Source organism: Halomonas sp. I5-271120, from assembly GCF_030553075.1.
GTDB lineage: Bacteria > Pseudomonadota > Gammaproteobacteria > Pseudomonadales > Halomonadaceae > Onishia > Onishia taeanensis_A.
Genome location: NZ_CP130701.1, coordinates 2,096,790 through 2,122,347, shown reverse-complemented (window position 1 = coordinate 2,122,347; position 25,558 = coordinate 2,096,790). Strand labels below are relative to the sequence as shown.

The 25,558-nt window shown below is 62.7% G+C and carries 19 protein-coding genes and 3 tRNA genes; 9 read left to right on the top strand and 13 right to left on the bottom strand.

Going from position 1 to position 25,558, the window contains the following annotated elements:
* Window positions 1–8: 8 nt before the first annotated feature.
* Window positions 9–2,339: a bifunctional diguanylate cyclase/phosphodiesterase gene (locus Q2K57_RS09520; RefSeq protein ID WP_304524940.1), complete on the bottom strand. Its 2,331-nt coding sequence runs from the start codon at window positions 2,337–2,339 to the stop codon at window positions 9–11.
* Window positions 2,336–3,787, bottom strand: coding sequence for an ATPase domain-containing protein (locus Q2K57_RS09515; RefSeq protein ID WP_112054999.1), 1,452 nt, complete (start codon window positions 3,785–3,787; stop codon window positions 2,336–2,338). Before Q2K57_RS09515 ends, Q2K57_RS09520 begins: the two co-directional genes overlap by 4 nt.
* A 280-nt stretch (window positions 3,788–4,067) precedes the next feature.
* Here Q2K57_RS09515 and Q2K57_RS09510 point away from each other — a divergent pair, with 280 nt between their 5' ends.
* Together Q2K57_RS09510 and Q2K57_RS09505 are read left to right on the top strand one after the other, a co-directional pair.
* Window positions 4,068–4,598, top strand: coding sequence for a helix-turn-helix domain-containing protein (locus Q2K57_RS09510; protein ID WP_304524939.1), 531 nt, complete (start codon window positions 4,068–4,070; stop codon window positions 4,596–4,598).
* A gap of 459 nt (window positions 4,599–5,057) precedes the next feature.
* A complete protein-coding gene (locus Q2K57_RS09505; RefSeq protein WP_304524938.1) occupies window positions 5,058–5,351 on the top strand; it encodes a YkgJ family cysteine cluster protein in 294 nt (97 codons plus the stop codon).
* 99 nt (window positions 5,352–5,450) lie between these two features.
* On the opposite strand, the gene polA is transcribed toward Q2K57_RS09505, so the two are convergent.
* Window positions 5,451–8,240, bottom strand: coding sequence for a DNA polymerase I (gene polA / locus Q2K57_RS09500; RefSeq protein ID WP_304524937.1), 2,790 nt, complete (start codon window positions 8,238–8,240; stop codon window positions 5,451–5,453).
* Window positions 8,241–8,421: 181 nt separating this feature from the next.
* On the opposite strand from polA, the gene Q2K57_RS09495 reads away from it, so the two are divergent.
* The 4 genes from Q2K57_RS09495 (at window position 8,422) to speA (ending at window position 13,807) form a co-directional block, all read left to right on the top strand.
* Window positions 8,422–8,775 (top strand): DUF2782 domain-containing protein, encoded by a 354-nt coding sequence (locus Q2K57_RS09495; protein WP_309251223.1) that lies wholly within the window; start codon window positions 8,422–8,424, stop codon window positions 8,773–8,775.
* A 144-nt stretch (window positions 8,776–8,919) separates the two neighbouring features.
* The gene (locus tag Q2K57_RS09490) at window positions 8,920–9,867 is read left to right on the top strand and encodes a homoserine kinase (protein WP_304524936.1); all 948 of its coding nucleotides are present in this window, start codon (window positions 8,920–8,922) and stop codon (window positions 9,865–9,867) included.
* Between the two features lie 258 nt (window positions 9,868–10,125).
* Window positions 10,126–11,829 carry a glycosyltransferase family 39 protein gene (locus Q2K57_RS09485; protein ID WP_304524935.1) on the top strand — a complete coding sequence of 568 codons (1,704 nt, stop codon included), beginning with the start codon at window positions 10,126–10,128 and terminating at the stop codon, window positions 11,827–11,829.
* Window positions 11,830–11,905: 76 nt separating this feature from the next.
* Window positions 11,906–13,807, top strand: coding sequence for a biosynthetic arginine decarboxylase (gene speA / locus Q2K57_RS09480; RefSeq protein ID WP_304524934.1), 1,902 nt, complete (start codon window positions 11,906–11,908; stop codon window positions 13,805–13,807).
* A 143-nt stretch (window positions 13,808–13,950) separates the two neighbouring features.
* Here the strand turns inward: speA and Q2K57_RS09475 are convergent, their stop codons facing one another.
* The 10 genes from Q2K57_RS09475 to Q2K57_RS09430 all read right to left on the bottom strand — a co-directional run bounded on the left by Q2K57_RS09475 (window position 13,951) and on the right by Q2K57_RS09430 (window position 23,274).
* Entirely contained in the window at window positions 13,951–15,924 is a 1,974-nt protein-coding gene (locus Q2K57_RS09475; protein ID WP_304524933.1) for an acyl CoA:acetate/3-ketoacid CoA transferase, read from the bottom strand.
* A 184-nt stretch (window positions 15,925–16,108) separates the two neighbouring features.
* Complete coding sequence (locus tag Q2K57_RS09470) at window positions 16,109–16,774, bottom strand: fumarylacetoacetate hydrolase family protein (protein ID WP_304524932.1); 666 nt, start codon at window positions 16,772–16,774, stop codon at window positions 16,109–16,111.
* 203 nt (window positions 16,775–16,977) lie between these two features.
* Window positions 16,978–17,922, bottom strand: a complete 945-nt coding sequence (gene thpD, locus Q2K57_RS09465) for an ectoine hydroxylase (protein ID WP_304524931.1) — start codon at window positions 17,920–17,922, stop codon at window positions 16,978–16,980.
* Between the two features lie 437 nt (window positions 17,923–18,359).
* A tRNA-Thr gene (locus tag Q2K57_RS09460) sits at window positions 18,360–18,435 on the bottom strand.
* 56 nt (window positions 18,436–18,491) lie between these two features.
* Window positions 18,492–18,566 (bottom strand) — tRNA-Gln (locus Q2K57_RS09455).
* A gap of 6 nt (window positions 18,567–18,572) precedes the next feature.
* Window positions 18,573–18,648, bottom strand: a tRNA-Phe gene (locus Q2K57_RS09450).
* A gap of 81 nt (window positions 18,649–18,729) precedes the next feature.
* Window positions 18,730–19,002 carry an oxidative damage protection protein gene (locus Q2K57_RS09445; RefSeq protein WP_092528489.1) on the bottom strand — a complete coding sequence of 91 codons (273 nt, stop codon included), beginning with the start codon at window positions 19,000–19,002 and terminating at the stop codon, window positions 18,730–18,732.
* Between the two features lie 4 nt (window positions 19,003–19,006).
* Window positions 19,007–20,116: an A/G-specific adenine glycosylase gene (gene mutY, locus Q2K57_RS09440; RefSeq protein WP_304526678.1), complete on the bottom strand. Its 1,110-nt coding sequence runs from the start codon at window positions 20,114–20,116 to the stop codon at window positions 19,007–19,009.
* Between the two features lie 237 nt (window positions 20,117–20,353).
* On the bottom strand, window positions 20,354–22,822 hold the full coding sequence (locus Q2K57_RS09435) for an AsmA family protein (RefSeq protein ID WP_304524930.1): 2,469 nt from the start codon (window positions 22,820–22,822) through the stop codon (window positions 20,354–20,356).
* Window positions 22,819–23,274 (bottom strand): acetyl-CoA sensor PanZ family protein, encoded by a 456-nt coding sequence (locus tag Q2K57_RS09430; RefSeq protein WP_304524929.1) that lies wholly within the window; start codon window positions 23,272–23,274, stop codon window positions 22,819–22,821. The genes Q2K57_RS09435 and Q2K57_RS09430 overlap by 4 nt, the downstream gene beginning before the upstream one ends.
* Window positions 23,275–23,430: 156 nt before the next feature.
* Between Q2K57_RS09430 and hisB the strand changes: the two genes are divergently transcribed.
* The 3 genes from hisB (at window position 23,431) to hisA (ending at window position 25,556) form a co-directional block, all read left to right on the top strand.
* Window positions 23,431–24,024: an imidazoleglycerol-phosphate dehydratase HisB gene (gene hisB / locus Q2K57_RS09425; RefSeq protein ID WP_112056507.1), complete on the top strand. Its 594-nt coding sequence runs from the start codon at window positions 23,431–23,433 to the stop codon at window positions 24,022–24,024.
* 73 nt (window positions 24,025–24,097) lie between these two features.
* Window positions 24,098–24,739, top strand: a complete 642-nt coding sequence (hisH, locus tag Q2K57_RS09420) for an imidazole glycerol phosphate synthase subunit HisH (protein WP_112056506.1) — start codon at window positions 24,098–24,100, stop codon at window positions 24,737–24,739.
* A gap of 61 nt (window positions 24,740–24,800) precedes the next feature.
* Window positions 24,801–25,556 carry a 1-(5-phosphoribosyl)-5-[(5-phosphoribosylamino)methylideneamino]imidazole-4-carboxamide isomerase gene (gene hisA, locus Q2K57_RS09415; RefSeq protein ID WP_304524928.1) on the top strand — a complete coding sequence of 252 codons (756 nt, stop codon included), beginning with the start codon at window positions 24,801–24,803 and terminating at the stop codon, window positions 25,554–25,556.
* Window positions 25,557–25,558 lie beyond the last annotated feature (2 nt).

The following is a 25,558-nucleotide window of genomic DNA, read 5'->3' as shown; positions in this document are numbered from 1 at the left end:
GCCGAATATCAAAAGGGGACCATCTCATCCCTGGACGACAATCGAGCCCTGGCCTTTGCCAATCGCTCGAATTCGTGCGCTGGAATGGGAGGACTGAACCAGTACCCCTGCCCCCAAGCCTTTCCCGTGGACATGTCGAGCAACAGCTGACGTTGGTGTTCAGTTTCGATGCCCTCAGCGATGGTGTGAAGATTAAGGCTACTCGCCATCTGGTGAATGATGGCGACCAAGGCTTCGCCCTTGCTATCCGGCCGATCCAGCTCGTTGACGAAACTGCGATCAATCTTCAGGGACTGGAGAGAGAGGTGCTGTAACCGACTCAGTGAAGAATAGCCGGTACCAAAGTCGTCAATGGCAAGCTGAAACCCTTGGTCGTTCAGCGCTTTTAGCAATGCTTCGGTCTTTGCCGGATCTTCCATCAGGGCATTCTCTGTGACCTCCAAGTGTATCCAGGATGGGTCGACATAAGGTTTAACCAAGCCGGCGAAGTGTTCGGCATCTCCGTTCGGGTAGAGCTGATTGATGCTGAGATTGACCGCCATGCTCAGTTCTAACCCCTGATTATGCCAAGCGCGCAGCTGGCGGGCAGCCGTTTCCAGTACCCAGTCGCCGATGGGGTTGATCAACCCTATTTTTTCTACCAGTGGCATGAACGTGCCTGGCGACAGGACCTCACCATCGTCCTGGGGCCAGCGGATCAGTGCTTCGGCCGCAACAATTCGGCAGGAGCTGAGCTCGAATATCGGCTGGTAATAGAGCTCGAATTGCTGCTGCTCCATTGCCTGGCGCAGCCTTGTTTCCAAAGAGAAGCGTTGCTGATGACTGTCCGCGATATCCTTTGAAAACAAATAGCTTTGCCCACCTCCCTGGCGCTTCGCTTCATACATTGCCTTGTCAGCATTCTCGATCAGAAGGGTGGGATCACGGCCATGCTCCGGAATCAGGGTGATGCCCACGCTAGCGTTCAGATGATGAGTGTAGCCACCCACCGTCAGCGGTTCGCCCAAGTGGGCGATAATCCTGTTGGCTAGACGATGAGCGATATCGACAATCTTCACGAAATCCTGTTGGGGGCCATTGCGTACCGCACCGCTAATTACCACAAGGAACTCGTCACCACCTTGGCGGACCACCAGGTCGGAATCGCGCACCGAAGCTTGTAAGCGCTGGGCAAGTTGTCGCAGGACCTCATCGCCCACCTCGTGACCCAAGGCGTCATTGATTGGCTTGAAGCCATCAAGATCGATGAACAGAATGGCGTATTCGGTCGCTCCTGTTTCAGGAGTCGATAAAATGTCATCCAGATAATGGATCAGATGGCGACGGTTGGGGAGTCCGGTTAACGCATCGGTATAGGCAAGATAGTGGATTTCGGCAGCCTGCTGTTCGCGGACACTATGAGTGCGCAATGAATCCAATCCGAACACGAGATTGGCGGCGAGACGCTCCAGCAACTGGCATTCTTTGTGGTCAAAGTGGTCCGTTCGATTGGAGTAGATGGTGAGGCAACCCGACGGGCCAGATTCAGTCTTCAACGGCAGCATGATGGCTGCAGCAAGCTGGTGCGTTATTGCGCGTTCGCTCAGGGGGGAAAAGGGGAGCATATCGGCAATATCATTGACAACATGAGTTGTGTTGGTGCGAATGCACCAAGAGATAGTGTCAGCGCATGGTGATGGCTTGCTCAGGTTCTGCCTTAAGTCTGGGACGAAAGCTCGAGAAGGGCCGGCCCAGGCACAGATTTCAAATGCAGAATCGCTCTGCTCGCCATTGAAACCAATCCACGCCAGGTTGTAACCATCCTCATCAACAATGGTTTGGCATAGGGACCTGATTAGCTCACTTTCGGATTCTGAGCGCACCACGATACTGTCGCAGGCACTCAGGGTCCGCAGGGCGCTGACCACACCGACTAATTGTCGTCTAGCGTCGTCCTGTTCTCTCGCCAGAGTCCTCAGGCGCAGCAGGTTGTTGATTCGGGCTTGCAACTCCACTTGGCTAGTAGGAATACGCAAAATGTCATCGACACTCTTGCCCAGTTCGTCGGCAACTTGAGGGTGGGGGGCTCCCCGGCTCTCGACCACCAGCAATACCGGCAGCACCATAGGATTGGCACGACGGCGAAGGTCACGGATCAGCTTGTAATGTTGCCGCAAGCATGCGACATCAATCACCACTAGATCTACCTCTTGAGCAAGAGATTCATGGCCTCCGAAGAAGCCGTGTTTCAGATGGAATGCCTGGCCCAGCAGCCGTTCGAGCAATTCTCCATTTGACGGATTTGCCAGGGCTACGGCGATTCGCGGGGACTCTTGATGAGAGCTATTAGGTGCAGTCACGTGGCATCCTGGGTGTTGGTCATCACTTCCGGCACGCCGCCCAGAATGCCCCGCAGCCCATGAAACGGCTGGCCGACTCTCAGTCCTTCAGGGGCAATTTCGAATTCGCGCAGAGTTCTTTCGAAACCGCCAGCGCGTTTCTTCAATACACCAATCGATTTGCGTAGTTCGCTATCAAGCTCGATGTAACGGAGCATGATGATATTGTCTGCGAGATAGCTGAGTCCGTACTCCGTCACCCGAGCCTGCTGGCCGGTAATCGCAAAGACCTCGTTGATCAGAAGTACGGTCACCCCCATGTTGACGAGGTAGCGACATAGGGCATGGACACGCTGCTGCAGTTCGTCACCCCGCACCGACTGTTGATAGCCGGAAAGGCTGTCGATCATCACCATGGTCGTGCCGAACTCTTCAATCTCGACACGTGCACGGGCGGCAAATTCGTCCGGGTTGTAATGCAGTGGTTCGACTGTTTCAAAGTTCAGGTGGCCAGCGGCGATCATTTCTTGCACAGGCAGACCAACTTGCCGGCATCGAGCAAAAAATGTCGAAGCGCCTTCGTCAAAGGAGTAGATCACCGAGCGCTCGTGGCGCTTGGCGGCTTCACTCATCAACTGGGCACCGAGAGTGGTCTTGCCCACCCCGGTAGGCCCTGACAACAGAGTTACTGTTCCCCGCTCAATCCCGCCGTGGGTGAGGGCATCAAATTCCGGCAGCCCAGATCCAAGAGGAGTATGTTCTACCTGCCGGCCATGATGGCTGGGCTCCAGGCGCGGATACAGCGTTATGCCCCCGTCACCCAGGCTAAAATAGTGCGCGCCATTGGCAAACGAAGAGCCACGCAACTTGGTAACCCGGCACTGACGCTCGCTTTCGGTTTGTTCCAGAGTAATGACACCGTCGCTAAGAAAAGCAAGAGTGTCATCATTGTCGCCTGGCTCTTGTTCCGAGGTGAACATTATCGTCGCCCCCTCAGCCGTAAGCTTTCGCAACAGTGACATAACCTGCTTGCGAAACAGGAAAGTATCGGCCGAGAGATAGCGCATCTGACTTAGAGAGTCGATCAGAATGCGTTTTGGCTGGTGCTCCTGAACGTAGCTTAGAATGCTGTCGTGGATACTATTGCCTTCCACGTCCCAGCTCTCCAGCAGGGTATACGTGTCGCCGGACTCCTCTTGTCCTGGCGAAAGGTCCAGCACATCCACGCCGTCCATCGACAAACCACTGCGCTTCGCGTTTTCGCGCAGCTGCTGCTCAGATTCGCCAAGACTGACGAACAGGCTGCCCGACTGGGAGTCATTGATCAGGAAGTGGAGGCCGAGAGTGGTTTTGCCCGAGCCAGGACCACCTCGGATCAGGTAGGTGCGCTGGGGGATCACCCCTCCCCGGAGAATTTCATCGAAACCTCGAACGCCAGTGCGAATGCGGCCATCAGTTAAGGGGGGCATGTCTTTCTCCCGCGTTGAAAGTCACTCTAATTGCTACCATCAAATTGCACTACATAAGTTAAGCCCCCTGATACAGGTCTTTCGCACGGCCCCCTAGCATTTCATGGTATGATTTATACTTTCGACCAGCCTAGAAACTATAGAGTTAAAAACCACCTCTTTAGTGATAAAAATAACACCTGAGAGAAAGGCCTTCAACATCGCGGCGTCATCCACCAATGATTAGGCGATCCTGAAGAAACCTGCTCTTGAAGGGCTACCCCATTGCAGAACGTTCAGTATGAAAAAAGACATTAGAGAAAAATCGGCACCCGAGGGCTCACACTCAGGCATGATATTGGAACTTGAGAGAGGGTTTTCGAAGCGCCTCAAGCAAGCGATTGGCAACCGCTCCATTCATTCCATCGCCAAGTCCTGCGGGATGAGTGACAGCCTGATCAGAAAATACCTCACCGGTTCGCTACCCGGCCTGGACAAAGCGCTCATTCTAGCCGTCGAGACGGGCGTCAGCCTGGAATGGTTGGCTACTGGCCAAGAGCTGCCTGAAAAACAACCAAAGTCCGTATCCGTCAAGCCCTCACTGGACGTCGAGCGGATGGAAGCTGTGATTGCCAAGACCCGGAGAAATTTCTTGGACCGGGGAATCAGCTTGTCACCAGAGGAAGAGGCGAAAATTATAAGGCTGATCTACGAGTTAAATTCCGAGGATGCTGAAAACTCGAAGAATCTCGGATTCGGCGACGGAAAGAGCGAAGCCATGGACATCCCCTTCTCTTCATTTGACGTCGCGAAACCTGACATTGCCGATTAAAGGGTCCCGGAGCCACGCCCACAGCTCCCCGACTCCTGGAAATCATCTTCCGGCTATACAAAATGTTAGGCGCCAGTTCTTTTCAGAAAAAATTAACATTAAAAAACACATGTTATCTTCATGAACACCTATATAAAAACCAGCATTATATTTTCTGACTGGAGCGAAAATGATAACCTGAATTTATACGGGGAAATAACTTGATCACGTCATCGTTAACACCAATAAAAAAATATCGTAGCTTTTTCCATCTAGCAAATACCTAAAAAAACACTGGTGGCATACTGCCCTTCCACCGCTTCGCGGCTCCCGAATGTCACTTCTAGCCGAGAGCTGCTACTGCACTGGCATCCTGCAAGATGGCGTTAACGCCTTAGTCCCTTGCTGCATCGAACACGCAATAAAAAAGTCGAAAATATAGCGTATAATGGCTGAAGATTCCCCCCACATCGGATCTCCATGACGCCCATCGAAGCGAAAAATCTGCCGGTCTCCGAGGTCGCCTGCTCGAACTGTCAGGCCTGCTGCTGCCGGCTGGAGGTGGTCATCTTGACCGACACCGGCGTGCCGGAACGCCACATCGAAGTGGACGAGTGGGGCGGGGAGACGATGCGTCGCCTGGACGATGGCTGGTGCTCGGCGCTGGATCGCGACACCCTGATGTGCTCAATCTACGAGAATCGGCCGCTGATTTGCCGGGAATTTGAAGTGGCCTCCGATGAATGCCTCGCCGAGCGCGCGGCCAGCATGTAGCGCATTCAAGAACAGCTTATCCAGCCAAAGCTTCCCCCTTGCCCAAATCAGCCCGGCCTTGGCCGGGCTGATGCTTGTGGGCTGATACTTGCTATCGACTCAGTGGGCTTCATCCCAGTTGATGCCGCTTTCGGCCTCGACGATTAGCGGCACCCTCAAGTCGGCGGCGTCACGCATGCGCGCCTTCACGGCATCGATGAAGTCATCGACCTGCTCGTCTTTCACCTCGAAGACCAGTTCGTCGTGCACCTGCATGACCATCCAGGCATCCATTTCGCCCTCCATCAGCCAGGCGTGCACGTCGATCATGGCGCGCTTGATGATGTCGGCGGCGGTGCCCTGCATGGGCGCGTTGATGGCGGTGCGCTCGGCGGCCTGGCGGCGTCCCTGGTTCTGCGCCTTGATCTCGGGCAGGTAGAGCCGGCGGCCAGCCACGGTCTCGACGAAGCCGTCTTCTGCAGCCTGGGCGCGAATGCCCTCCATGTAGCGGGCAACGCCGGGGTAGCGGTCGAAGTAGCGGTCGATGTAGGTCTGCGCCTGGTTGCGCTCGATGTTGAGCTGCTTGCCGAGCCCCCAGGCGCTCATGCCGTAGATCAGCCCGAAGTTGATCGCCTTGGCGCTGCGCCGCTGCTCGGTGGAGACCTTGTCGAGCTCGACGCCGAACACCTCGGCGGCAGTAGCGGCGTGAATGTCACGATCCTCGGCGAAGGCCTCGAGCAGGCCTGCATCCTCGGAGAGGTGCGCCATGATGCGCAGCTCGATCTGGGAATAGTCGGCGGCGACGATCTTGTAGCCTGGCCGGGCAATGAAGGCCTGGCGGATCTTGCGCCCTTCCTCGGTGCGGATCGGAATGTTCTGCAGGTTGGGATCGCTCGATGACAGCCGACCTGTGGCGGTGACCGCCTGGTGGTAGCTGGTGTGCACCCGGCCGGTGGCCTTGTTGACCAGCAGCGGCAGCTTGTCGGTGTAGGTCGACTTGAGCTTGGAAAGCCCGCGATGCTCGATGATCACCTTGGGCAGCGGGAAGTCCAGCGCCAGCTCCTCGAGCACCGCCTCGGCGGTGGAAGGCGCGCCCTTGGGGGTCTTCTTCTTGACCGGCAGCTTCTGCTCCTCGAAGAGGATCTCGGCAAGCTGCTTGGGCGAGCCCAGGTTAAACTCGCGACCGGCGAGCTCGTGGGCGCGGGCCTCGAGCTCGCGGATGCGCGTCTCAAGCTCGCGACTCTGGGTGTGCAGGCGCTCGGCGTCCAGGGCCACGCCGGTACGCTCGATGTGCGAGAGCACCGGAATCAGCGGGCGTTCGAGGGCGTCCAGCACCTCGGCGACGCGCCCTTCCTGCTCGAGGCGCGGGCGCAGCTCGTGGTGCAGACGCAGGGTAATATCGACGTCCTCGCAGGCGTAGGGGGCGGCCTGTTCGAGAGCGATCTGGTTGAAGGTCAGTTGCTTGACGCCCTTACCGGCGATCTCTTCGAAGCTCACCGTCTTCTCGCCCAGGTATTTCAGCGCCAGCGAGTCCATGTCATGGCGGGTGGCGGTGGAGTTGAGCACGTAGGATTCGAGCATGGTGTCGTGCAGCGGCCCGGCCACCTTGATGTGGTAGCTGGCCAGCACCGAGATGTCGTACTTGAGGTTCTGGCCGATCTTGGCCTTGCTGGCATCCTCCAGCAGCGGCGTCAGCGCCTTGAGCACCGCCTTGCGATCGAGCTGGGCGGGGGCATCGAGGTAGTCGTGCGCCAGCGGGATATAGGCGGCCTCGCCGGCTTCCAGCGCCAGGCCGACGCCGACGATCTCGGCCTCCATGTAGTTGAGGCTGGTGGTCTCGAGATCGAAGCAGAACGCCTCGCTGGCCTCGAGACGCTCAAGCCAGGCATCGAAGTCGGCCTGTTCGAGAATCACCTGATCCACGCGCTGCGACGAGGGAGTGTCGGACTCGGCTTCGTCTTGGTCATCCTCTTGGCTTTCGTCAGACGCGCCCGAACCGGCGGTGGCCGATTTGCCTTCGGCAGCGTCGTCCTTGCCTTCGAGCAGGTCAGAGAGCCAGGCCTTGAACTCCATCTCCCGGTACAGCTCGGTCAGCGCCTCGCGGTCCGGGTGGGCAATGTCGAGATCATCAAGTCCCACCGGCAGCTCGCAGTCGGTCTTGATGGTGGCGAGCTTATGCGAGAGGTAGGCCTCGTCGCGGTGCGCGTCGAGCTTTTTACCGAGCGTCTTGGCGCCGCGGAAGCTCAGCGTCTTGATGCGCTCCAGATCACCGTAGATGGTGTCGAGGCCGCCCTGCATGCCCTGCAGAAGACCAAGCGCCGTCTTCTCTCCCACCCCCGGCACACCGGGAATGTTGTCGACCTTGTCACCCATCAACGCCAGGAAGTCGATGATCAGCTCCGGCGGCAGGCCGAACTTCTCGTTGACCCCGCCCACGTCGAGGGTCTCGCCCTTCATGGTGTTGACCAGGGTGATGTGGGCATTCACCAGCTGGGCCATGTCCTTGTCGCCGGTGGAGATCACCGCGTCGCGCCCGGCTTCGGTGGCATGGCGCGCCAGGGTGCCGATCACGTCATCGGCCTCGACGCCCTCGATGCACAATAGCGGCAGACCCAGCGCCTTCACGCAGTCGTGCAGGGGCTGCACCTGGCTGCGCAGGTCATCCGGCATCGGCGGCCGGTGCGCCTTGTACTGCTCGAACATCTCGTCGCGGAAGGTCTTGCCCTTGGCATCGAAGACCACCGCCATCGGGCTGTCCGGGTACTGCTTGATCAGGCTCTTGAGCATGTTGAGCACGCCCTTCACGGCCCCGGTCGGCTGGCCCTTGGAGGTGGTCAGCGGCGGCAGGGCATGGAAGGCGCGGTACAGGTACGAGGAGCCGTCGACGAGGACGATGGGCGGGGTGGCCATAAATACCGATTCCTTGAGCAAGATCACTGCCACCCATGATACGCAGCTCCCTGCATCACGTCAGGCTCGCCTGGCGCTAGCGAGCTGACCTACACTAGCGATAGAAACGTGAACACTGTTTCGCTAATAGTCTGCCAGTGCGCGTACTGCTACGTGTACTGACTTACGCGAGGAGCCCTCCATGCCCGCCATGTCACGTCGTTCGAACCTTTTTAACCTTGCTCTCAAACACGGCCACAAGATCGTCTCCGGCGCTGGACTGCCGCTGATGTTGAGCCTGTGCTTGTGTTTAAGCCTGGCCGCTGCGGCCCCGGCACTCGCCCAGTCCACCGATGTCGAACCGGACGTCACCATCCGCCAGCAGGAAGATCGCACCATCGAGGAATACCGGGTCAATGGCCAGCTCTATGCGATCAAAATCACGCCCAAGGTGGGGCCGTCCTATTTCCTGATCGATGAAGACGGTGATGGCAACTTCGCCCGCCAATCCGGCGATCAGGTCGCGATCCCCAGCTGGGTGCTGGTCGAGTGGTAGGTCGGCGCTCGGCACAGAACCTGTTGGCTTAAGAGCCTGTTTCAATCACAGGACTTGCCCCAGCCGAAGGACTGATGACGTGGGCCGTGCATCGCGCCGGCAAGCCGGTACAATGTTCCGTTTGGCATTCCGGGCGAGAGAGACATGGCCGTATTCACCCCGCTTGACGACGCGCAGGTCGCGGACTTCCTGACACGCTTCGAGGCAGGCTCCCTGACGGGGCTGAAGGGCGTGGCCAGCGGTACCGAGAACACCACCTATTTCGTGACCACCGACTCCCGTGAGCTGGTACTGACGCTGTTCGAGCAGGGCGAGCACGAGGAACTGCCGTTCTTCGTCGACCTGCTCGACTACCTGGACGAGCACCGCCTGCCGGTGCCCGGCCCGCTTCACGACCGCGATGGGGTCGCCTTGCAGAGCCTCGCCGGCAAGCCCGCGCTGCTGTTTCCGCGTTTGCCCGGCAAGCACCCCAGCGCGCCGAGCACCGCGCAGTGCAGTGCACTCGGCGATGCCCTCGGCCACATGCACGCCGTGTCGCGCCACTTTGAGGGACAGCGCCCCAACCCCCGCGACCTGCACTGGCTGGTCCCCATGCACCACCGGGTATTGGCCTACCTCTCTCCTGAAGACCAGACGCTGATGAGCGATGAGATCGACGCCTACCAGGTCTTCTTCGGCGATGCGCCCGACCTGCCCCAGGGCGCCATCCACGGCGACCTGTTCCGCGACAACACCCTGTTCGACGGCGAGCGGCTGGGTGGCCTCATCGACTTCTACAACGGCTGCACCGGCGACCTGCTCTTCGATCTGGCGATCGTCATCAACGACTGGGCCACCGACGACGACGGGCGCCTGGACAAGGAGCGCCACGACGCCATCCTCTCGGCTTATCAGGCCCGCCGGACGCTGACCAGCAACGAGCGGGATGCCTGGCCGATGATGCTGCGCATGACCGCACTGCGCTATTGGCTCTCGCGGCTGCTGGTGGTCTACGTGGACCCGCCGGCTCACGACCTCACGCCCCACGATCCCGAGCGCTTCCGCACCATCCTCGGCCAGCGCCTCGAGGGTGCCCTGCCGCTGCCGGCCTGATCGCACACCGGCGACGCACGAACTCGAGTCAGCCCCATGACGCCCGCCGACGGATTTGGCGGGCATCGTCGTTTGCGGCGTCACCCCCTCACCGCTCGGCATGCTGTCCGGAAAACGCTAAGGTTGCGTTAAGTCATGGCCGATAAGGTGTTTCGCCGCTTATCCAGGACGCCACGCCGTCACCCATGCGGCCCATGTCGAGTGCGTTACATATCGCATTGCATCGCGAACAGAGAGGCCTAGCGCCAAGGAGCCCTAATGACACGATCCCCCCAGCTTGGCAACGCGCTGACGCTGCTTGGCCTCTACCTGTTGGTGACGCTGGCCGCCCTCGCCCGGCCCTATATCCCGATCGATGAGACCCGCTATTTAAGCGTGGCCTGGGAAATGTGGGACAAGGGCCAGTTCCTGGTACCGCACATGAACGGCGAGACCTATTCCCACAAGCCGCCACTGCTGTTCTGGCTGATGCATCTCGGCTGGACAGTCAGCGACGTCAACGGCGTCTGGCCCAAGCTGATCATGCCGCTGGCGGCCCTGCTCGCTCACTTTCACCTCTATCGCCTGGCGCGGCGCATGGGTACCGCCGAGTTCGCCTGGCGCGCCACCCTGATTCTGGGGGCAATGCTGTTGTGGGTGACCTACAGCGGCGTGGTGATGTTCGATGTGCTGCTCACCGCCTGCATCCTGGGCGCCATCGTGCCGTTGATCAGCGCCGATGGCAGCGTGCCCGGTCGCAAGCAGTGGCTCACCGCCGGGATGTGGCTGGGGCTTGCGCTGCTGACCAAGGGGCCTGTGGCGCTGCTCACCTGGGGCATCGTGTTCCTCAGCGCTCCGCTGTGGCGTGAAAAGACGCCGGGAGGCTGGTGGCGCGGCGGCACAATGGCGCTTGGTGTAGGCATCCTGATGCTGCTGTGCTGGGCGCTGCCCGCCGCCTGGCAGGGCGGTGAAGCCTTTGCACGGATGCTGCTGTGGGGCCAGACCGCCGATCGCATGGTGAACGCCTTCGACCACGCCCGCCCCTGGTACTGGTACCTGTACTGCCTGCCGCTGCTGCTGTTTCCCGCCGTATTCTGGCAGCGCTTGTATCCGCGGCGTCGGGCCGCATCCACCTTGTCCGGCTCTCAATCACCCGATGCCGAGCCTGATACCGATTCGGCACCCACCACGGTCAGCCCGCGCCTGGCGCGCCTGCCCTGGCTGTGGGCGCTGGGCGGCTTCGCCATCTTCACCCTGATCAGCGCCAAGCAGGTGCATTACCTGATGCCGCTGCTGCCGGGGCTTGCCCTGATCGCCGCTCAGGCGCTGGGCCGCGCCAGCAAGGCGCCGACCCGCCTATGGGGGCTTGGCGTGGGCTGGGGCCTGTTGGCAGCAGTCGGCTTCGGGCTGTGGCTGTTCGGCAAGCCGCCGCTTAACGGCGATGTCGACCCGCTGGGCGCCGCTCTGCTGATGGCCATTGCCGCCGGCGCGCTGGCCTGGCGCTGGACGTCGCTCCAGGCGGCGCTGCGCGGCCTGGTGCTGATCAACGGCCTGGCCTTCGTGGCCACCGTGCATGTGATGCTCGCGCCGCTGTGGTCGGCCTACGATGTGGCCCCGCCCGCACGCCTGATCGCCGAATGGCAGGCCAACCGCGGCCCGGTGGGCGTGGACAACATGAGCTATCAGGCGACCTTCCAGTTCGCCGGACGCTTCACCGAGCCTCTCGAACAGCTCGACGACAAGGATATTCCCGCCTGGCGGCGTGCCCACCCCGATGGCCTGGTGGTGCTGCATATCCGCAACAAGGAGGATGCTCCCGAGCAATCGACGGTCTTCACCTACCGCGGCCACTACATAGCGCTGGAGCCGGCGACACCGCCCGACGAGGCCGCCGCGGCTGCCGAGCCCGTTGCACCCACGACAGGGACAGGGACAAAGGCAACGACAACGACAACGACACCGGATGAGGCCGCAAGCCCCTGACAGTCGCGCTGCCCCGCGTCATAATGCGGCTCCGTTTCCGTCATCGCGCCGGCTCAGGCCAGCTCAGGAGAGCGACATGACCTCACCCGCCGCCAAGGCACGACGCACCTACAACATCGACCAGTGGGGCAGCGGCTATTTCGACGTCGATGACCAGGGCCATGCCCTGGTGCGCCCGCTGGGCAGCGAGGTGGAAGGCCCCAGCCTGCCGCTGGACGGCCTGGTCGACGAGCTGCGCGCGGCAGGCCTGCGCCTGCCGGTGCTGGTGCGCTTCACCGATATCCTTCACGACCGGGTCGAACAGCTCTGCGCGGCCTTCGACTCCGTGATGCAGGACGAGACCTACGGCGGCGGCTACACCGCCGTCTACCCGATCAAGGTCAACCAGCAGCGCCGGGTGGTCGAGGAGATTCTCGCCACCCAGGAGCGCGGGCGCGGCCGCGTCGGTCTGGAAGCCGGCAGCAAGCCAGAGCTGCTCGCGGTGCTCGCCCTCTCCGGCGACGGCCCCTCGCTGATCGTCTGCAACGGCTACAAGGATCGCGAGTACGTGCGCCTGGCACTGATGGGCGAAAAGCTTGGCCACAAGGTCTACCTGGTGGTCGAGAAGTTCTCAGAGCTGGAGCTGATTCTTGAAGAGGCTCGCCGCCTCGAGATCACGCCGCGCATCGGCCTGCGTGCCCGGCTCGCCTCGGTGGGCAAGGGCAAGTGGCAGAACACCGGCGGCGAGAAGTCCAAGTTCGGCCTCACCGCCAGCCAGATCCTCGAGGTGGTCGAGCGCTTGCGCGAGGCCGACTCTCTCGAGAGCCTGCAGCTGGTGCACTTCCACCTGGGCTCGCAGATCGCCAACATCCGCGACATCCAGCGCGGCCTGCGCGAGTGCGCCCGCTTCTACCAGAGCCTGCGTGAGCTTGGCGCGCCGGTGGATACCGTCGATGTCGGCGGCGGGCTCGGCATCGACTACGAGGGCACCCGCTCACGCAGCGAATGCTCGATCAACTACTCGATGCGCGAATACGCCGGCAACGTGGTGGCCGCCTTCCGCCAGGCCTGCGATGCCGAGGGCCTGCCCCACCCGCACCTGATCAGCGAATCCGGCCGCGCCCTGACCGCCCACCACGCGGTGCTGATCACCAACGTGATCGGCGAAGAGCGCATCGGTGAGGCGCCCCCGGCGTCGCGCACGTCTCAGGACGGCGAAGTGCAGGAGCTGTGGCGAGTGCACGACCAGCTGGCGGCCAGCCAGGAGCCTCGTGGTCTGGTCGAGGCCTACCACGACCTGGTGCAGGCGATGGCCGAGCTGCAGGACCGCTTCGTGCTGGGCCTTGCTGACATCACCGCCCGCGCCGAGGGCGAGGCCGTCTACTTCGCCGCCTGTGGCCGGCTGCGTGGCCAGCTCGATGCCCGCAACCGCGCTCACCGGGAGATCCTCGACGAGCTGGCAGAGAAGCTCGCCGACAAGCTGTTCGTCAATTTCTCGCTGTTCCAGTCGGTACCCGACGTGTGGGGCATTCAGCAGATCTTCCCGGTGCTGCCACTCTCGGGGCTCGACCGGGAACCAACCCGCCGCGCCGTGGTGCAGGACATCACCTGCGACAGCGACGGGCGCATCGACAGCTACGTCGACGGCCAGGGCGTCGAGGCCACCCTGCCGCTGCCGGACTGGCAGCACGACGACGAGAAACTGCTCGGCTTCTTCCTGGTCGGCGCCTATCAGGAAATCCTCGGCGACCTGCACAACCTGTTCGGCGACACCGACTCGGTGGATGCCGCACTGGACGCCAACGGAGACTGGGTGCTCTCCGAGCCGATCCAGGGTGACGACGTGGCCAAGGTGCTCGGCTACGTCAACTTCGATGCCGAGGTGCTGCGCCGCCATCTGAGCCGCCAGCTCGAGGCCAGCGGCCTACCTGAAGCGCAGCGCCGCGCCTTCCTCGACGACCTGCATGCCGGGCTCAAGAGCTATACCTATCTGGGCTGATCGCCGTTCAGCCCCCGCTTGAGCGACTTGCCCATATCAGACCATCGCAAACGACACCGCCCCGCCAGTGGCAGCTCACTGGCGGGGCGGTGTCGTGTTGGCCGGGCCCTACTCTCCTCTGGTCCCCTCTGGCCGCCTCTCTGCTAGGGCTTCAGGTGCGCCCGGGCCTCCTCGGCGCTTTCGTAGATATGCGCGGCGACCGAGCGCGCCTCGAAGGCATCGCCGAGTTTCATGCGCAGGAATACGCTGGTGGTGTAGCGGGTAACCTTCGAATAGAAGCGCGCCTCCAGGTCGCTGACCATCTCCGTGTAGGCGCCCAGCAGGTCCTCGTCGATGCGGAAGTGGTCGTAATTGACGATGGCATAGACCTTGCGCTGAAGCGGTGTCAGCCAGGCTTCCACGGTCTCGCGGATGGCGTCGATGTCCGCTTGAGCGCTGATCTTCAGGTTCTCGAAGTTGATGAAGAACACCTCTTCTGCCGCATCGAAGGTGAAGCGCTGGGCCAGCGGCTGATCCAGCAGGTGCTCGCGCAGGCCCATTGCCTCGTCACGAAAGATGCGCGCATCCATGCGCCGCGGCGGCACCGGCATCAGCGGCGTGAAGTCCATCAACGCCAGCACGTCCCGCTCGAGATCCACCCCGGGGGCGATTTCATCGAGCACCAGGCCCTCGGCGGTCAGGCGGAATACGCAGCGCTCGGTCACGTAGAGCACCGGCTTGTACTCGGCGGCGGCCAGCGCGCCGCTGAAGGTGCGCTGTTCGACGCTTGCCACGAACTTCCTGACGCCACCCTCGCCGACCCTCACCTCGCCATCGACGATGGCAAGCTCCTCGACCGCCGCCACGAAGGTGCCCATGAACACCACCCGGCGGGCGTTCTGGCTGATGTTGATGAAGCCGCCGGCGCCAGCCAGCCGGGGCCCGAACTTCGAGACGTTGACGTTGCCCTGGCCATCGACCTGCGCCATGCCCAGAAAGGCGATATCCAGGCCGCCGCCGTCGTAGAAGTCGAACTGAGCCGGCTGGTCGATGATCGCCTGAACGTTCAGCGCCGCGCCGAAGTTGAGACCGCTGGCGGGCAGTCCGCCGATCACCCCGGGCTCGGCGGTCAGGGTCATCAGCTCCAGCACCCGCTCTTCGCTGGCCACCGGGCCGACGCCCTCGGGCATACCGATGCCCAGGTTGACCACGCTATTAGGCTTGAGCTCGAAGGCCGCGCGGCGGGCGATGATCTTGCGAGCCGACAGCGGAATCGGCTCGGGGGCGGCCATCGGCGCCTTGATCTCGCCGGAATAGGCCGGGTTGTAGCGGGTGCCGAACGTCTGCCAGTGGTGCTCCGGGTCGTCGCAGACCACCACGCAGTCAACCAGGATGCCGGGGATACGCACGCTCTGCGCCGGCAGGGAGCCACGCTTGGCCAGCCGCTCGACCTGCACGATCACCAGGCCACCGGAGTTGTGCACCGCCGTGGCGATAGCCAGCGACTCCATGATCAGCGCCTCGCGCTCCATGCTGATGTTGCCAAGGGTGTCGGCGGTGGTGCCGCGCAGCAGGGCCACCTGCAGCGGCAGGGCCTTGTAGAACAGGTATTCCTCGCCATCGATGGGCAGCAGCGACACCCGCTCCTCGGTGGTCACGTCGTTGATGCGCCCACCGCCCAGGCGCGGGTCGACGAAGGTGCCGAGACCCACCCGGCTCAGCGTGCCCGGCTTGCCGGCGGCGATGTCACGAAACAGATGAGAGATGACCCCCTGAGGCAGATTCCAGGCCTGAATGCGGCCCTCGATGGCCAGCTTCTGCAGCTTGGGCACCAGCCCCCAGTGGCCACCGATCACCCTGGCCACCAGCCCCTCGTGCCCCAGATGGTTGAGCCCGCGGTTCTTGCCGTCGCCCTGGCCGGCGGCATACATCAGGGTGAGGTCCCGCGGCTGGCCGGTCGTCACGAAGCGCTCCTCCAGCGCCACCGCCAGATGCTCGGCGAAGCCGATGCCGACGAAGCCACCAGTGGCCACGGCATCGCCATCGCGAATCAGGTTCACCGCCTCCTGGGCGGAGACGACCTTGCCCTTCTCAGTAAAGGGACGGTTGGAGAGCAAGGGGTGGGTCTGGTGGGGCATCGGTTAGCCTCCTGCGTGACGGTCTCGACAACCTAGCACAGCCCCTTGGCGGCACATGTCACGCAGCGCCGACGCGGCCAGGCCTCCTTTCAGCGACGCGCCCCGCCGGCTGCGGCGGGGCGCTGTCATTATCCTGTGCCGGGCACGGTCAGCACGACTTCGGCGCCATCGGCACGGGCGAGCCTCAGGGCGCGACGCGAGTATCGAGCTCGAGCCAGCCGTTGAGATCGAAATGCAGATCGGCATCGCGGGGCAGCCGACCGACGCCTGCCGGGGTGCCGGTCAGCACCACATCGCCGGGCGAAAGTGTGAAGTGGCGGCTCATCTCGGCCAGCAACTCGGGGATCGGAAACAGCAGGTCCGCGGTGTCGCCGGTCTGGCGGCGCTCGTCGTTGATATCCAGCGAGAAATGAAGGCTCGACCAGTCCAGCGGGCCGTTAAGGCGCAGGAAAGGCGACAGCGGGCAGGCCCCGTCGAAGGCTTTGGAGATCTCCCAGGGGTGGCCCTTTTCCTTGAGTCGGCTCTGCACGTCGCGCAGGGTCAGGTCCAGCGCCAGGCCGATGCCGGCCACCGCCTGCTCGGCTTGCTGGGGGCTCGCCTCGGTGAGTGACTCGCCGATCAGCAGCGCAAGCTCGGTCTCGAAATGCACCTCGCCGCGCGACAGGGCGATATCGATCGGCTCCTTCAAGGGCACCGCCGCCGTGGCCGGCTTGATGAACAACAGCGGCGAACTCGGCACCGGGTTATCCAGTTCCTTGGCATGCTCGGCGTAGTTGCGCCCCACGCAGACGATCTTGCCGAGTGCATGGGGAAAGTCCTGACCGTCGCTGAAACGGGGCACGAAATGCATGGGGGCGATTCTCCTTACCAGGGCCAGCGCATGGCGCGTAGTAATGGCGCGTCGATGACGATGAGAAAGCAGCGAGCGATGCCAGCAATGCGCACCCCTCACAGTGACTGAGTGTCGTCAGTCTACGTCACCCATGCCCTGGTTAGGTGGCCCGCCACCAAAGAACTAGGCGCTATGCCATCGTTCAAGGGATGAGCCCAGCCTCAGTGCTGCTGCGCGCTCCAGCTTTCTCCCGGGCGATGCGCCAGGAAGTCCGGGCGCTTGCGCTTCGCCGCATAGGGCTCGCCACAGGCGTTGTCGCGGCGGTTGTAGACGAAGAAAGCGTTGCTGCGTGGGTCCGGCGACATGTTGGCGTTGGAGCCGTGCAGGGTGTTGCAGTCAAACAGCAACAGCCCGCCCGCAGCACCGGTCGGCGCCTCGATGCCGTGGCGCTCGATCAGCCGGGTCAGCGCCTCGCGGCTCGGCACGCCGAATTCCTGTGTTTTCAGCGACTGCTTGTGGTGATCGTCCGGCGTCTCGCCAAGGCAAGGCACGAAGACCCGATGCGAGCCGGGAATCAGCATCAGCGGGCCGTTGAAGGTGTGGTTATCGGTGAGCACGATCGAGGCACTGACGGCGTTCATCGCCGGCATGCCGTCCTCGGCGTGCCAGGTTTCGAAATCCGAGTGCCAATTGAAGCCCTTGCCCTGAAAGCCCGGCTTGTAGTTAATGCGTGACTGATGCACGTAGGGCTCGCCGCCGAGAATCTGGCGGGCGCGGCCCATCAGTCGCTCGTCTTCGGCGAGCCGCGAGAAGCGCTCGGAGAGAAAGTGCACCGCGAACAGCGAGCGGATCACCTGGCTGCCCGGCTCGGTGATGCTGAAATCACGCCCGGCGTAGTCTTCGTTTTCCAGCAGCGCCTTCAACTCGTAGCGCAGCTCATCAAGCTCGCGCCCAGAAAGAAAGTTCGGCTCGAACAGAAAGCCTTCGCGCTCGAAGCGCTCGAGCTGACCCGGGTCCAATGGGCCATCCTCGGCGCGGCCTTTCACCACCGGCTCCTGACGCTTCAGCCAGGGCATGTCCAACGGCTGCGCTAAGCGCGTGGGATAGGGATCACGCGGCGCGTTAGTGGCTTGTGTAGCTTGGCGGGTAGCGGTCTGTACTGACACTAGATCACCTCCATTGCTTGTGAAAAAGCGACTGTGAAATAGGTTCAGATCCAGCCCGGCACTAGGCCGTGGATGAGTTCTTCTTGTGCTGTGGATCCGTGATTGTTCGCCACCCCGATGATGCCATGGGGCAGCCAGCATAGATGTGCGAACGGGTGCGAGTATTTCAAGGGCCGCTTCATCGCCAAAGCGTGGCGTCGGGCGGGCATGCCGCGTTCGAGACCGGCTATGAGAGTTAGTGAAACTGCGCAAATCGCCAGGCTGCTCACAGGGCGAAATAAGGCGATGTCGACAAAAACCATCCACAGGGTGAAATGGCTTGGGATGGATGTGGATAGATGATGCTTGTGGGAGGACGGCGTTTTTCGCACACACAAAAAAGCCGCCTCAATGGGCGACCTCTTCATATCTGACTACTTGTGTGTGCTGCTTTTTAATGGTGCCGGCACCAGGAGTCGAACCCGGGACCTACTGATTACAAGTCAGTTGCTCTACCAACTGAGCTATGCCGGCGGGGGCAACTCACTAACTACAAGTACCAGATGATGCTACTTAATCTGGGTTGGCAGTGGCTGGGGTAGCAGGACTCGAACCTGCGAATGCCGATACCAAAAACCGGTGCCTTACCACTTGGCTATACCCCAGCAGATTGGTGGCCAGAGAGGGAATCGAACCCCCGACACGGGGATTTTCAATCCCCTGCTCTACCAACTGAGCTATCTGGCCCGTGCCAACGAGGACGTATTTAACTAGAAAGCTTTCCGCGCGTCAACCCTTTTTCTTTCAAAGAGATGGAATGAAGAAAAATCACTGGCTGGGCGGTACGTAGCCTTCTGCCTGGTCGGTATCGCGGTTATCCAGGAAGCGTTCCATCTGCTCCATCAGGTACTCGCGGGTCTTGGGGTCGAGCATGCTGAGGTGCTTCTCGTTGATCAGGCGAGTCTGCAGCGCCTGCCACTCCTCCCAGGCCTTCTTGGAAACGCTGGCCTGGATCTCCTGGCCTTTCTGGCCGGGCAGCGGCGGAAACGGCAGGGCTTCGAGCTCCTGCTGGTACTTGCGGCAGAACACGGTCTGGCTCATGGGATCACTCCGGGTCTTGCGGGTTGGATGGGCTGGCGAGTCGCGCCAGCGACTCGAGCAGCGCCTTGACCGGCGCGGCCAAGCCAATGCTGGCCGGCTTGCTGGGGTTATACCAGAGGCCCCCGCCTTCGGTCACGGCAGCCTGTCGGCCGCGAGCGGGTTGCGGGGTAATGGCAAGGCGAAAATGGCTGAAGGTGTGGTTGAAGGCGTCCCAGGCGGGTGCCAGCTCGGCACCGGGCGCGTGAGCGTCCAGCCAGTCTGCCAGGGCCTCGCGGTCATCGAACTGAGGAAAACACCACAGGCCGCCCCACAGGCCCACGGCGGGGCGCTGCTGAAGCAGCACGCGGCCCGCTTCGTCGTGCAGCAGCAGCATGATGGTCGAGCGCTCGGGCAGCGCCTTCTTGGGCTTGGATTCGGGGAAGCGCTTTTCCTGGCCGCGGGCGTGAGCCAGGCACACGTCCTCGAAGGGGCACAGCAGGCAGCTGGGGCTGCCGCGCCGGCACAGGGTGGCGCCTAGGTCCATCATCGCTTGGGTATGGTCGGGCAGGCGATGATGGGGCGTATAGCGCTCGGCAAGCGCCCACAGTGGGCGTTCGACCTTGGGTCGCCCCGGCCAGCCTTCGACGGCGTGCAGGCGTGTCAGCACGCGCTTGACGTTGCCATCGAGGATCACCGCCCGCTCGCCGGTGCTGATGCTGATGATGGCCCCGGCGGTCGAGCGGCCGATACCGGGCAACGCGGCCATGGCTTCGACGCTGTGCACGGGGAACTCGCCACCATGCTCATTCACGACGACTTGGGCGGCCTTATGCAGGTTACGGCCGCGAGCGTAATAGCCAAGCCCGGTCCACAGGTGCAGCACGTCGTCCTGTGAGGCGCCGGCCAGGGCGTTCACGTCGGGAAAGCGCTCCATGAAGCGTTCGTAGTAGGGAATCACCGTGGCCACCTGCGTCTGCTGCAGCATGATCTCGGAGACCCAGACCCGATAGGGCGTGGTGTTGTGCTGCCAGGGCAGCGTCTTGCGTCCGTATTCGTCGAACCAGGCCATCAGGCGGCGCTGGAACTCGTCGGGCGAGAGGTCGATCGGCTCGACGGTTTCGGGGATATCGGTCATGGGCGGTTTGGTCATGGACAGTTGAGTCATGGATGGTGCCGCTTACAGCAATGGGCGTGAAGGGTAACCGGCGGACAGGTTTGGTCGTAAAGGGCTTGGGCGTATAAAGGCGTGGGGTGACGAGCGTGGACGTAAAAAACAGCACCACAAAAAAAGCGCCGACGGTGAGGTCGGCGCAGGACAGGCTTGCATGAAACGTCTCGTCATAAGGGCCGATTCATCACCGGCGGCTCACGACTACTGGAATAGACCCTTGAGGGCGTTGCGAAGTTCCCCGGAGGCATCTTCGCCGATACGTTTATCGATGCCTTCCAGTGCATCGTCGAGACGTTTCTGGACTTCTTCGCCAGCTTTGGCTTCGACTTCCTGGCGGGCGAGATTGGCCACGGCGTCGCGGAAGGCGCCGCGATCGAAGCTACACCAGTCAGCGGGCGCGCCGGACAGATCGCCTTCGCAGCGCACCGGCAGCGGCACCTTGGTCAGCCGCGGGTTGACCTCGCAGGCGGCGTCGGCGGTATCGACGAAGCGCGCTGCGGCGCGATAGTCGAGGCGCTTGTCGACCAGGCCAACCTTGCCTTCGCCGGTTACCTGGATGCCGGGGATGCTGATGTCCAGGTCGTCGTTTCTCACCTCGCCATCGCGGATGTTGAGGGTCGCGCTAGCGCTGCCGAAGCGGGTATCAGGGCTCCACTCGCGGCTGGTCTGCTTGCCTTCGAGCAGCGCCACGGCGGTGCATAGCTCCTCAGAGACGTTGACGTCGAACACCGCACCATCGTCGATGCGAGCATTCAGTTGGCCGTTGAGCTTCGCCGGCAGCTCGGCGGCGCTATTGCCGCGGGTGGTCAGCTCGCCGCCAAGGTTGAGCCGGCCGCGCAGCGGCGCCTCTTCCCCGGTGAGTGCGGCGAGGAAGGGTTCGGCGGCAACATCTTTGATCGTCGGAGCAAAGCGCCAGCGCAGCGGCGTCTCGCGCAGATCGAGCCCGGCACTGGCGGCAAGGGTCCCGTCGAAGAAGCGCGCGTCGAAGCGCTCCAGGCGCTGCTGGCCGTTGCTGCCACGGGCCTTGAGCACCACCTGTTCAAGATCCATCCCCTTCACGGTGAGTCGCTCGAGTGCGACATCCGCGTTGAAGTCCAGGGCCTTGAGGGTCGCGACCGGCACCAGTTCTCCACCGGCCTGGCTGACTGCGGCAGCGCCTGCCTGGCTCGCCTCGCCGGTCGCCTGATCGGTGGCCTCGCTCTCGGCGCTTGCCTGGGCACTGTCGCTGCCCTCTTCGACCGGCGGCAGATAGCGATCAAGATTCAGCACATCGCCCTGCAGGTCGAGCGCCAGCGAGCGGCCATCGAGGCCGGCGGACAGCGAACCGCTGAGGGTGGTGTCATCCAGCTTAAGGGTCAGGCTCGGCAGGCTGACCCGCTCGAGATCGCCTTCCAGCGGGCTGGACAGCGCCAGGCTGTCGAGCGCGGCGTCATCAGCGGTCTCGGGCAGGCTGCCCAGGCGTTCGAGCCAGGTGCGCAACGACAGCGGTTCGAGGGTCAGCTGGCCGCGATACTGCGGGGCGTCGAGCAGCTGTTCGACGCGCAGGTTGCCGCCAAGCTTCAGGCTGTCTTCTCCGCTGAGCTGCCATTCGCTGACGCGCAGGGTCTGGGCCTCGAGATCGGCGTCGGCGGCAAAGGTGAGCGACAGCGGCAGCGCCTTTTCGCCAAGCGACGGGTGCGACAGGCTGGCCTCCAGGGTGCCGCCTTCGAGCACATAGCGGCCGCTGTTGATGTCGGCCTCGAGGCTGGGAAAGCTCAGGTTGGCCTTCTGCTGCTTGCCATCGGTGCCGGCCAACTGGGTGTCGGTGGTAAGTTTCAGGTCGCTCAGCACGTAGCGACCGTCGTCGAGGCCGAGCTTCACCCGGCTGCCCAGGTTCATCTGGCTGACCCATTGGGCCTCGGCCTCCCGCGACTGCCCCTCGGGAATCAGGAACGACGACAGGGCGAAATCGGCACTGAGCGGAAAGGCTTTGGCGGGATTGACGTTGCTGCCGCTGATATTCAGGGAGTCAATGTGCCAGGCATAGCCGCTCTGACGGTCAGAATAGCGGATGCTGCCGTTGCTGAGGTCAACGCGAGCGATGTCGAGTGCCACCGCCACGCCGTTCTTGCCGCCCAGATCACCGGGCAGCGTTGAAGACGAGTCGCTGGTCGTCTCGCTGGCGCTCTCGCTACTTGTCTGTGCCGCTGTCTGTGCCTCGGCCTCGGCAACGACCGGCTCAGCCCCGGCGTCGCTGGTGGCCTGTTCCTGCTGACGCTCGAGCCGGTCGACCAGGGTCTGCCAGTTGCCGCGGCCCTCGGCGTCGCGCTTGAGGTTCAGGCGCATGCCGTCGAGGTTCAGGCCGTCGATGGCCACCTGACCGGACAGCAGCGGCGTGAAGGCGAGGCTGACCTCGGCCTGATCGAAGGCCAGGAAGGCCTGCTCGTTCTCGGGCTGGTCGGGCAGACGGGCTTCGGCATCGGCCACGCTAAGCCCCAGGCGCGGATAGAAGGACCAGGCCAGTGGGCCATCGAGCTTAAGCTCCAGGCCGCTCTGATCGCGTACCACCTGTACCAGATGCGGTTTCAGGTCCTCGGGGTCGAAGAAGGTCGTGATATAGACCACTGCACCCACCACTACCAAGCCCAGTATCCCTACCACTGCCAGCAGCGTACGTAACAGTGCTCTCATCCTTTACCTCCTAGTGAAGCCTTGGGGTCCATTTCGTAGTATTCACCGCCGGCGACCAGCCTGAAGCCCATCTTCTTGAGCAACAGCTCATCGCCCAGCAGCAGCGTCGAGGTCGCGACCCGCAGCAGGTAGCCGTCGCGCAGGGCCTCATGGCAGATCAACGTCACCAGCCGGGAGGCCACGCCGCGGCGTCTGGTGGTCTTGCGAATACACAGGTTCGACAGCCACCAGGCCTCGTCGACAACATTCATCGCCACGGCGCCGAGCAAGCGGTCATTGAAGCGGCCACAGCAGAAGGTACCCTGTCGTTCGAGCTGATCGCGAATATAGTCATCCGCCGGCAGCGGCAGCCGCTCGGCGGGCACATCGGCGTAGATTCGGGCAAGATCCAGGGCGAGCTGCGGGTCCCGTTCCCATTCGTCCTTGGTAACCTTTAGCAGGGTAACCGGCATCGACGTTTCTCCTTGGCTAACGGGGCAACCCGACAATATCCCGCATTGTAGCGGATGGGGGGCGCGATTCACTATAATGGCTGGCTCGACCTCCGTCGTTCGCTGCCGCGCGACGGCGTTTCACCGCAATGCGCTCAGCGCAGGAGTAAAGCCATCATGACCCAGCGTACCGCCACGGTTTCCCGCGACACCAAGGAAACGCAGATCACGGTAAGCGTGAACCTCGATGGCAAGGGTGAGCTTAACTGCGAGACCGGCGTGCCTTTTCTCGACCACATGCTCGACCAGGTGGCGCGCCACGGGCTGATCGACCTGAACATCAAGGCGGTGGGCGACCTGCATATCGACGCTCACCACACCGTCGAGGATCTCGGCATCACCATGGGCCAGGCCTTCGCTAAGGCCATCGGCGACAAGCGTGGCATCTACCGCTATGGCCACGCCTATGTGCCGCTGGACGAAGCGCTTTCTCGCGTGGTCGTGGATTTCTCCGGCCGCCCGGGCCTGTTCATGAACGTCGAATTCACTCGGGGAAGCCTCGGCACGCTGGACACCCAGCTGTTCTGGGAGTTCTTCCAGGGCTTCGTCAATCACGCCCAGGTGACCCTGCACATCGACAACCTGAAGGGCTTCAACGCCCACCATCAGGCAGAGACCATCTTCAAGGCCTTTGGCCGCGCGCTGCGCATGGCCACCGCCGAAGATCCGCGCATGGCCGGCCAGATGCCGTCCACCAAAGGCAGCCTGTAAGCTGTCATGATGGCATGATGATGCCTCTTCGCCTCTCAGGCCGCCAGGCCACTTACTCGACAAGGAGCGCAGCATGACCATTGCCGTCATCGATTATGGAATGGGCAATTTGCACAGCGTCGCCAAGGCCCTGGAGCACGTCACTCATGAAAACGTGGTGGTGACCCGCGATGCCCGCCGTATTCGTGGCGCCACCCGGCTAGTGCTGCCCGGTCAGGGCGCGATCCGCGACTGCATGGGCGAGCTGGAGCGCAGCGAGGTCAAGGGCCTGGTGCAGGAACTGCTGACCAACGGCGACAAACCGCTGCTGGGAATCTGCGTCGGCCAGCAGATGCTGCTCGACGAGAGCGAGGAGAATGGCGGCGTGGCCTGCCTGGGCTTCCTGCCGGGCCGCGTGCGGCGCTTCCCCGCCGACATGACCGATGCCGCAGGCGAACGCCTCAAGGTCCCGCACATGGGCTGGAACCAGGTGACTCAACGTCACGACCACCCGCTGTGGGAAGGCATCGAGGACGGCGATCGCTTCTATTTCGTGCACAGCTACTACGTCGATGCCGCCGAGGATGCCGATGTCTTCGGCACCACCGAATACGGCGGCGTCACCGCGCATGTGGCAGTGGGTCGCGGGCCGGTCTTCGCGACCCAGTTCCATCCGGAGAAGAGTTCGGCGGCTGGCCTGCGCCTGCTCGAGAACTTCGTGCAGTGGACGCCCTGATCGCGCCCCGTTTACGCATCACCTTCATTCGCGCCCCACAAGGCGCCCACGAGGACACGACATGCTGGTAATTCCCGCCATCGATCTCAAGGACGGCAAGTGCGTTCGCCTGAAGCAGGGCCGAATGGACGACTCCACCACCTATGGCGATGACCCGGTGGCCATGGCGGCCCGTTGGGTCGAGGCCGGCGCTCGCCGCCTGCACCTGGTCGACCTCAACGGCGCCTTCGAGGGCGCGCCGGTCAACGGCGAGGCGGTCACCGCCATCGCCCGCGCCTACCCGGACCTGCCGATCCAGATCGGCGGCGGAATTCGCAGCGCCGACACCATCGAGCACTATCTGGACGCCGGGGTGTCTCATGTGATCATCGGCACCAAGGCGGTCAAGGAACCGGCCTTCGTTACCGAGATGTGCCGTGCCTTCCCGGGCCATGTGATCGTCGGCCTGGATGCCCGCGACGGCTTCGTGGCCACCGACGGCTGGGCCGAGGTCTCCACCATCAAGGCCACCGATCTGGCCAAGCGCTTCGCCGATGATGGCGTGTCCTCGATCGTCTACACCGATATCGCCCGCGACGGCATGATGCAGGGCGTCAACGTCGAGGCCACCGCCGAGCTTGCCCGCCACGGCGGCCTGCCGGTCATCGCCTCCGGTGGGGTCACCAACCTTGAAGATCTGCGGGCGCTGGCCAAGGTATCAGGCGACGGCATCCTCGGTGCCATCACCGGCCGCGCCATCTACGAGGGCAGCCTGGACCTCGCCGAGGCCCAGCGCCTGTGCGACGAACTCGCCGGCGCTGCTGCCACTCACTCATAAGC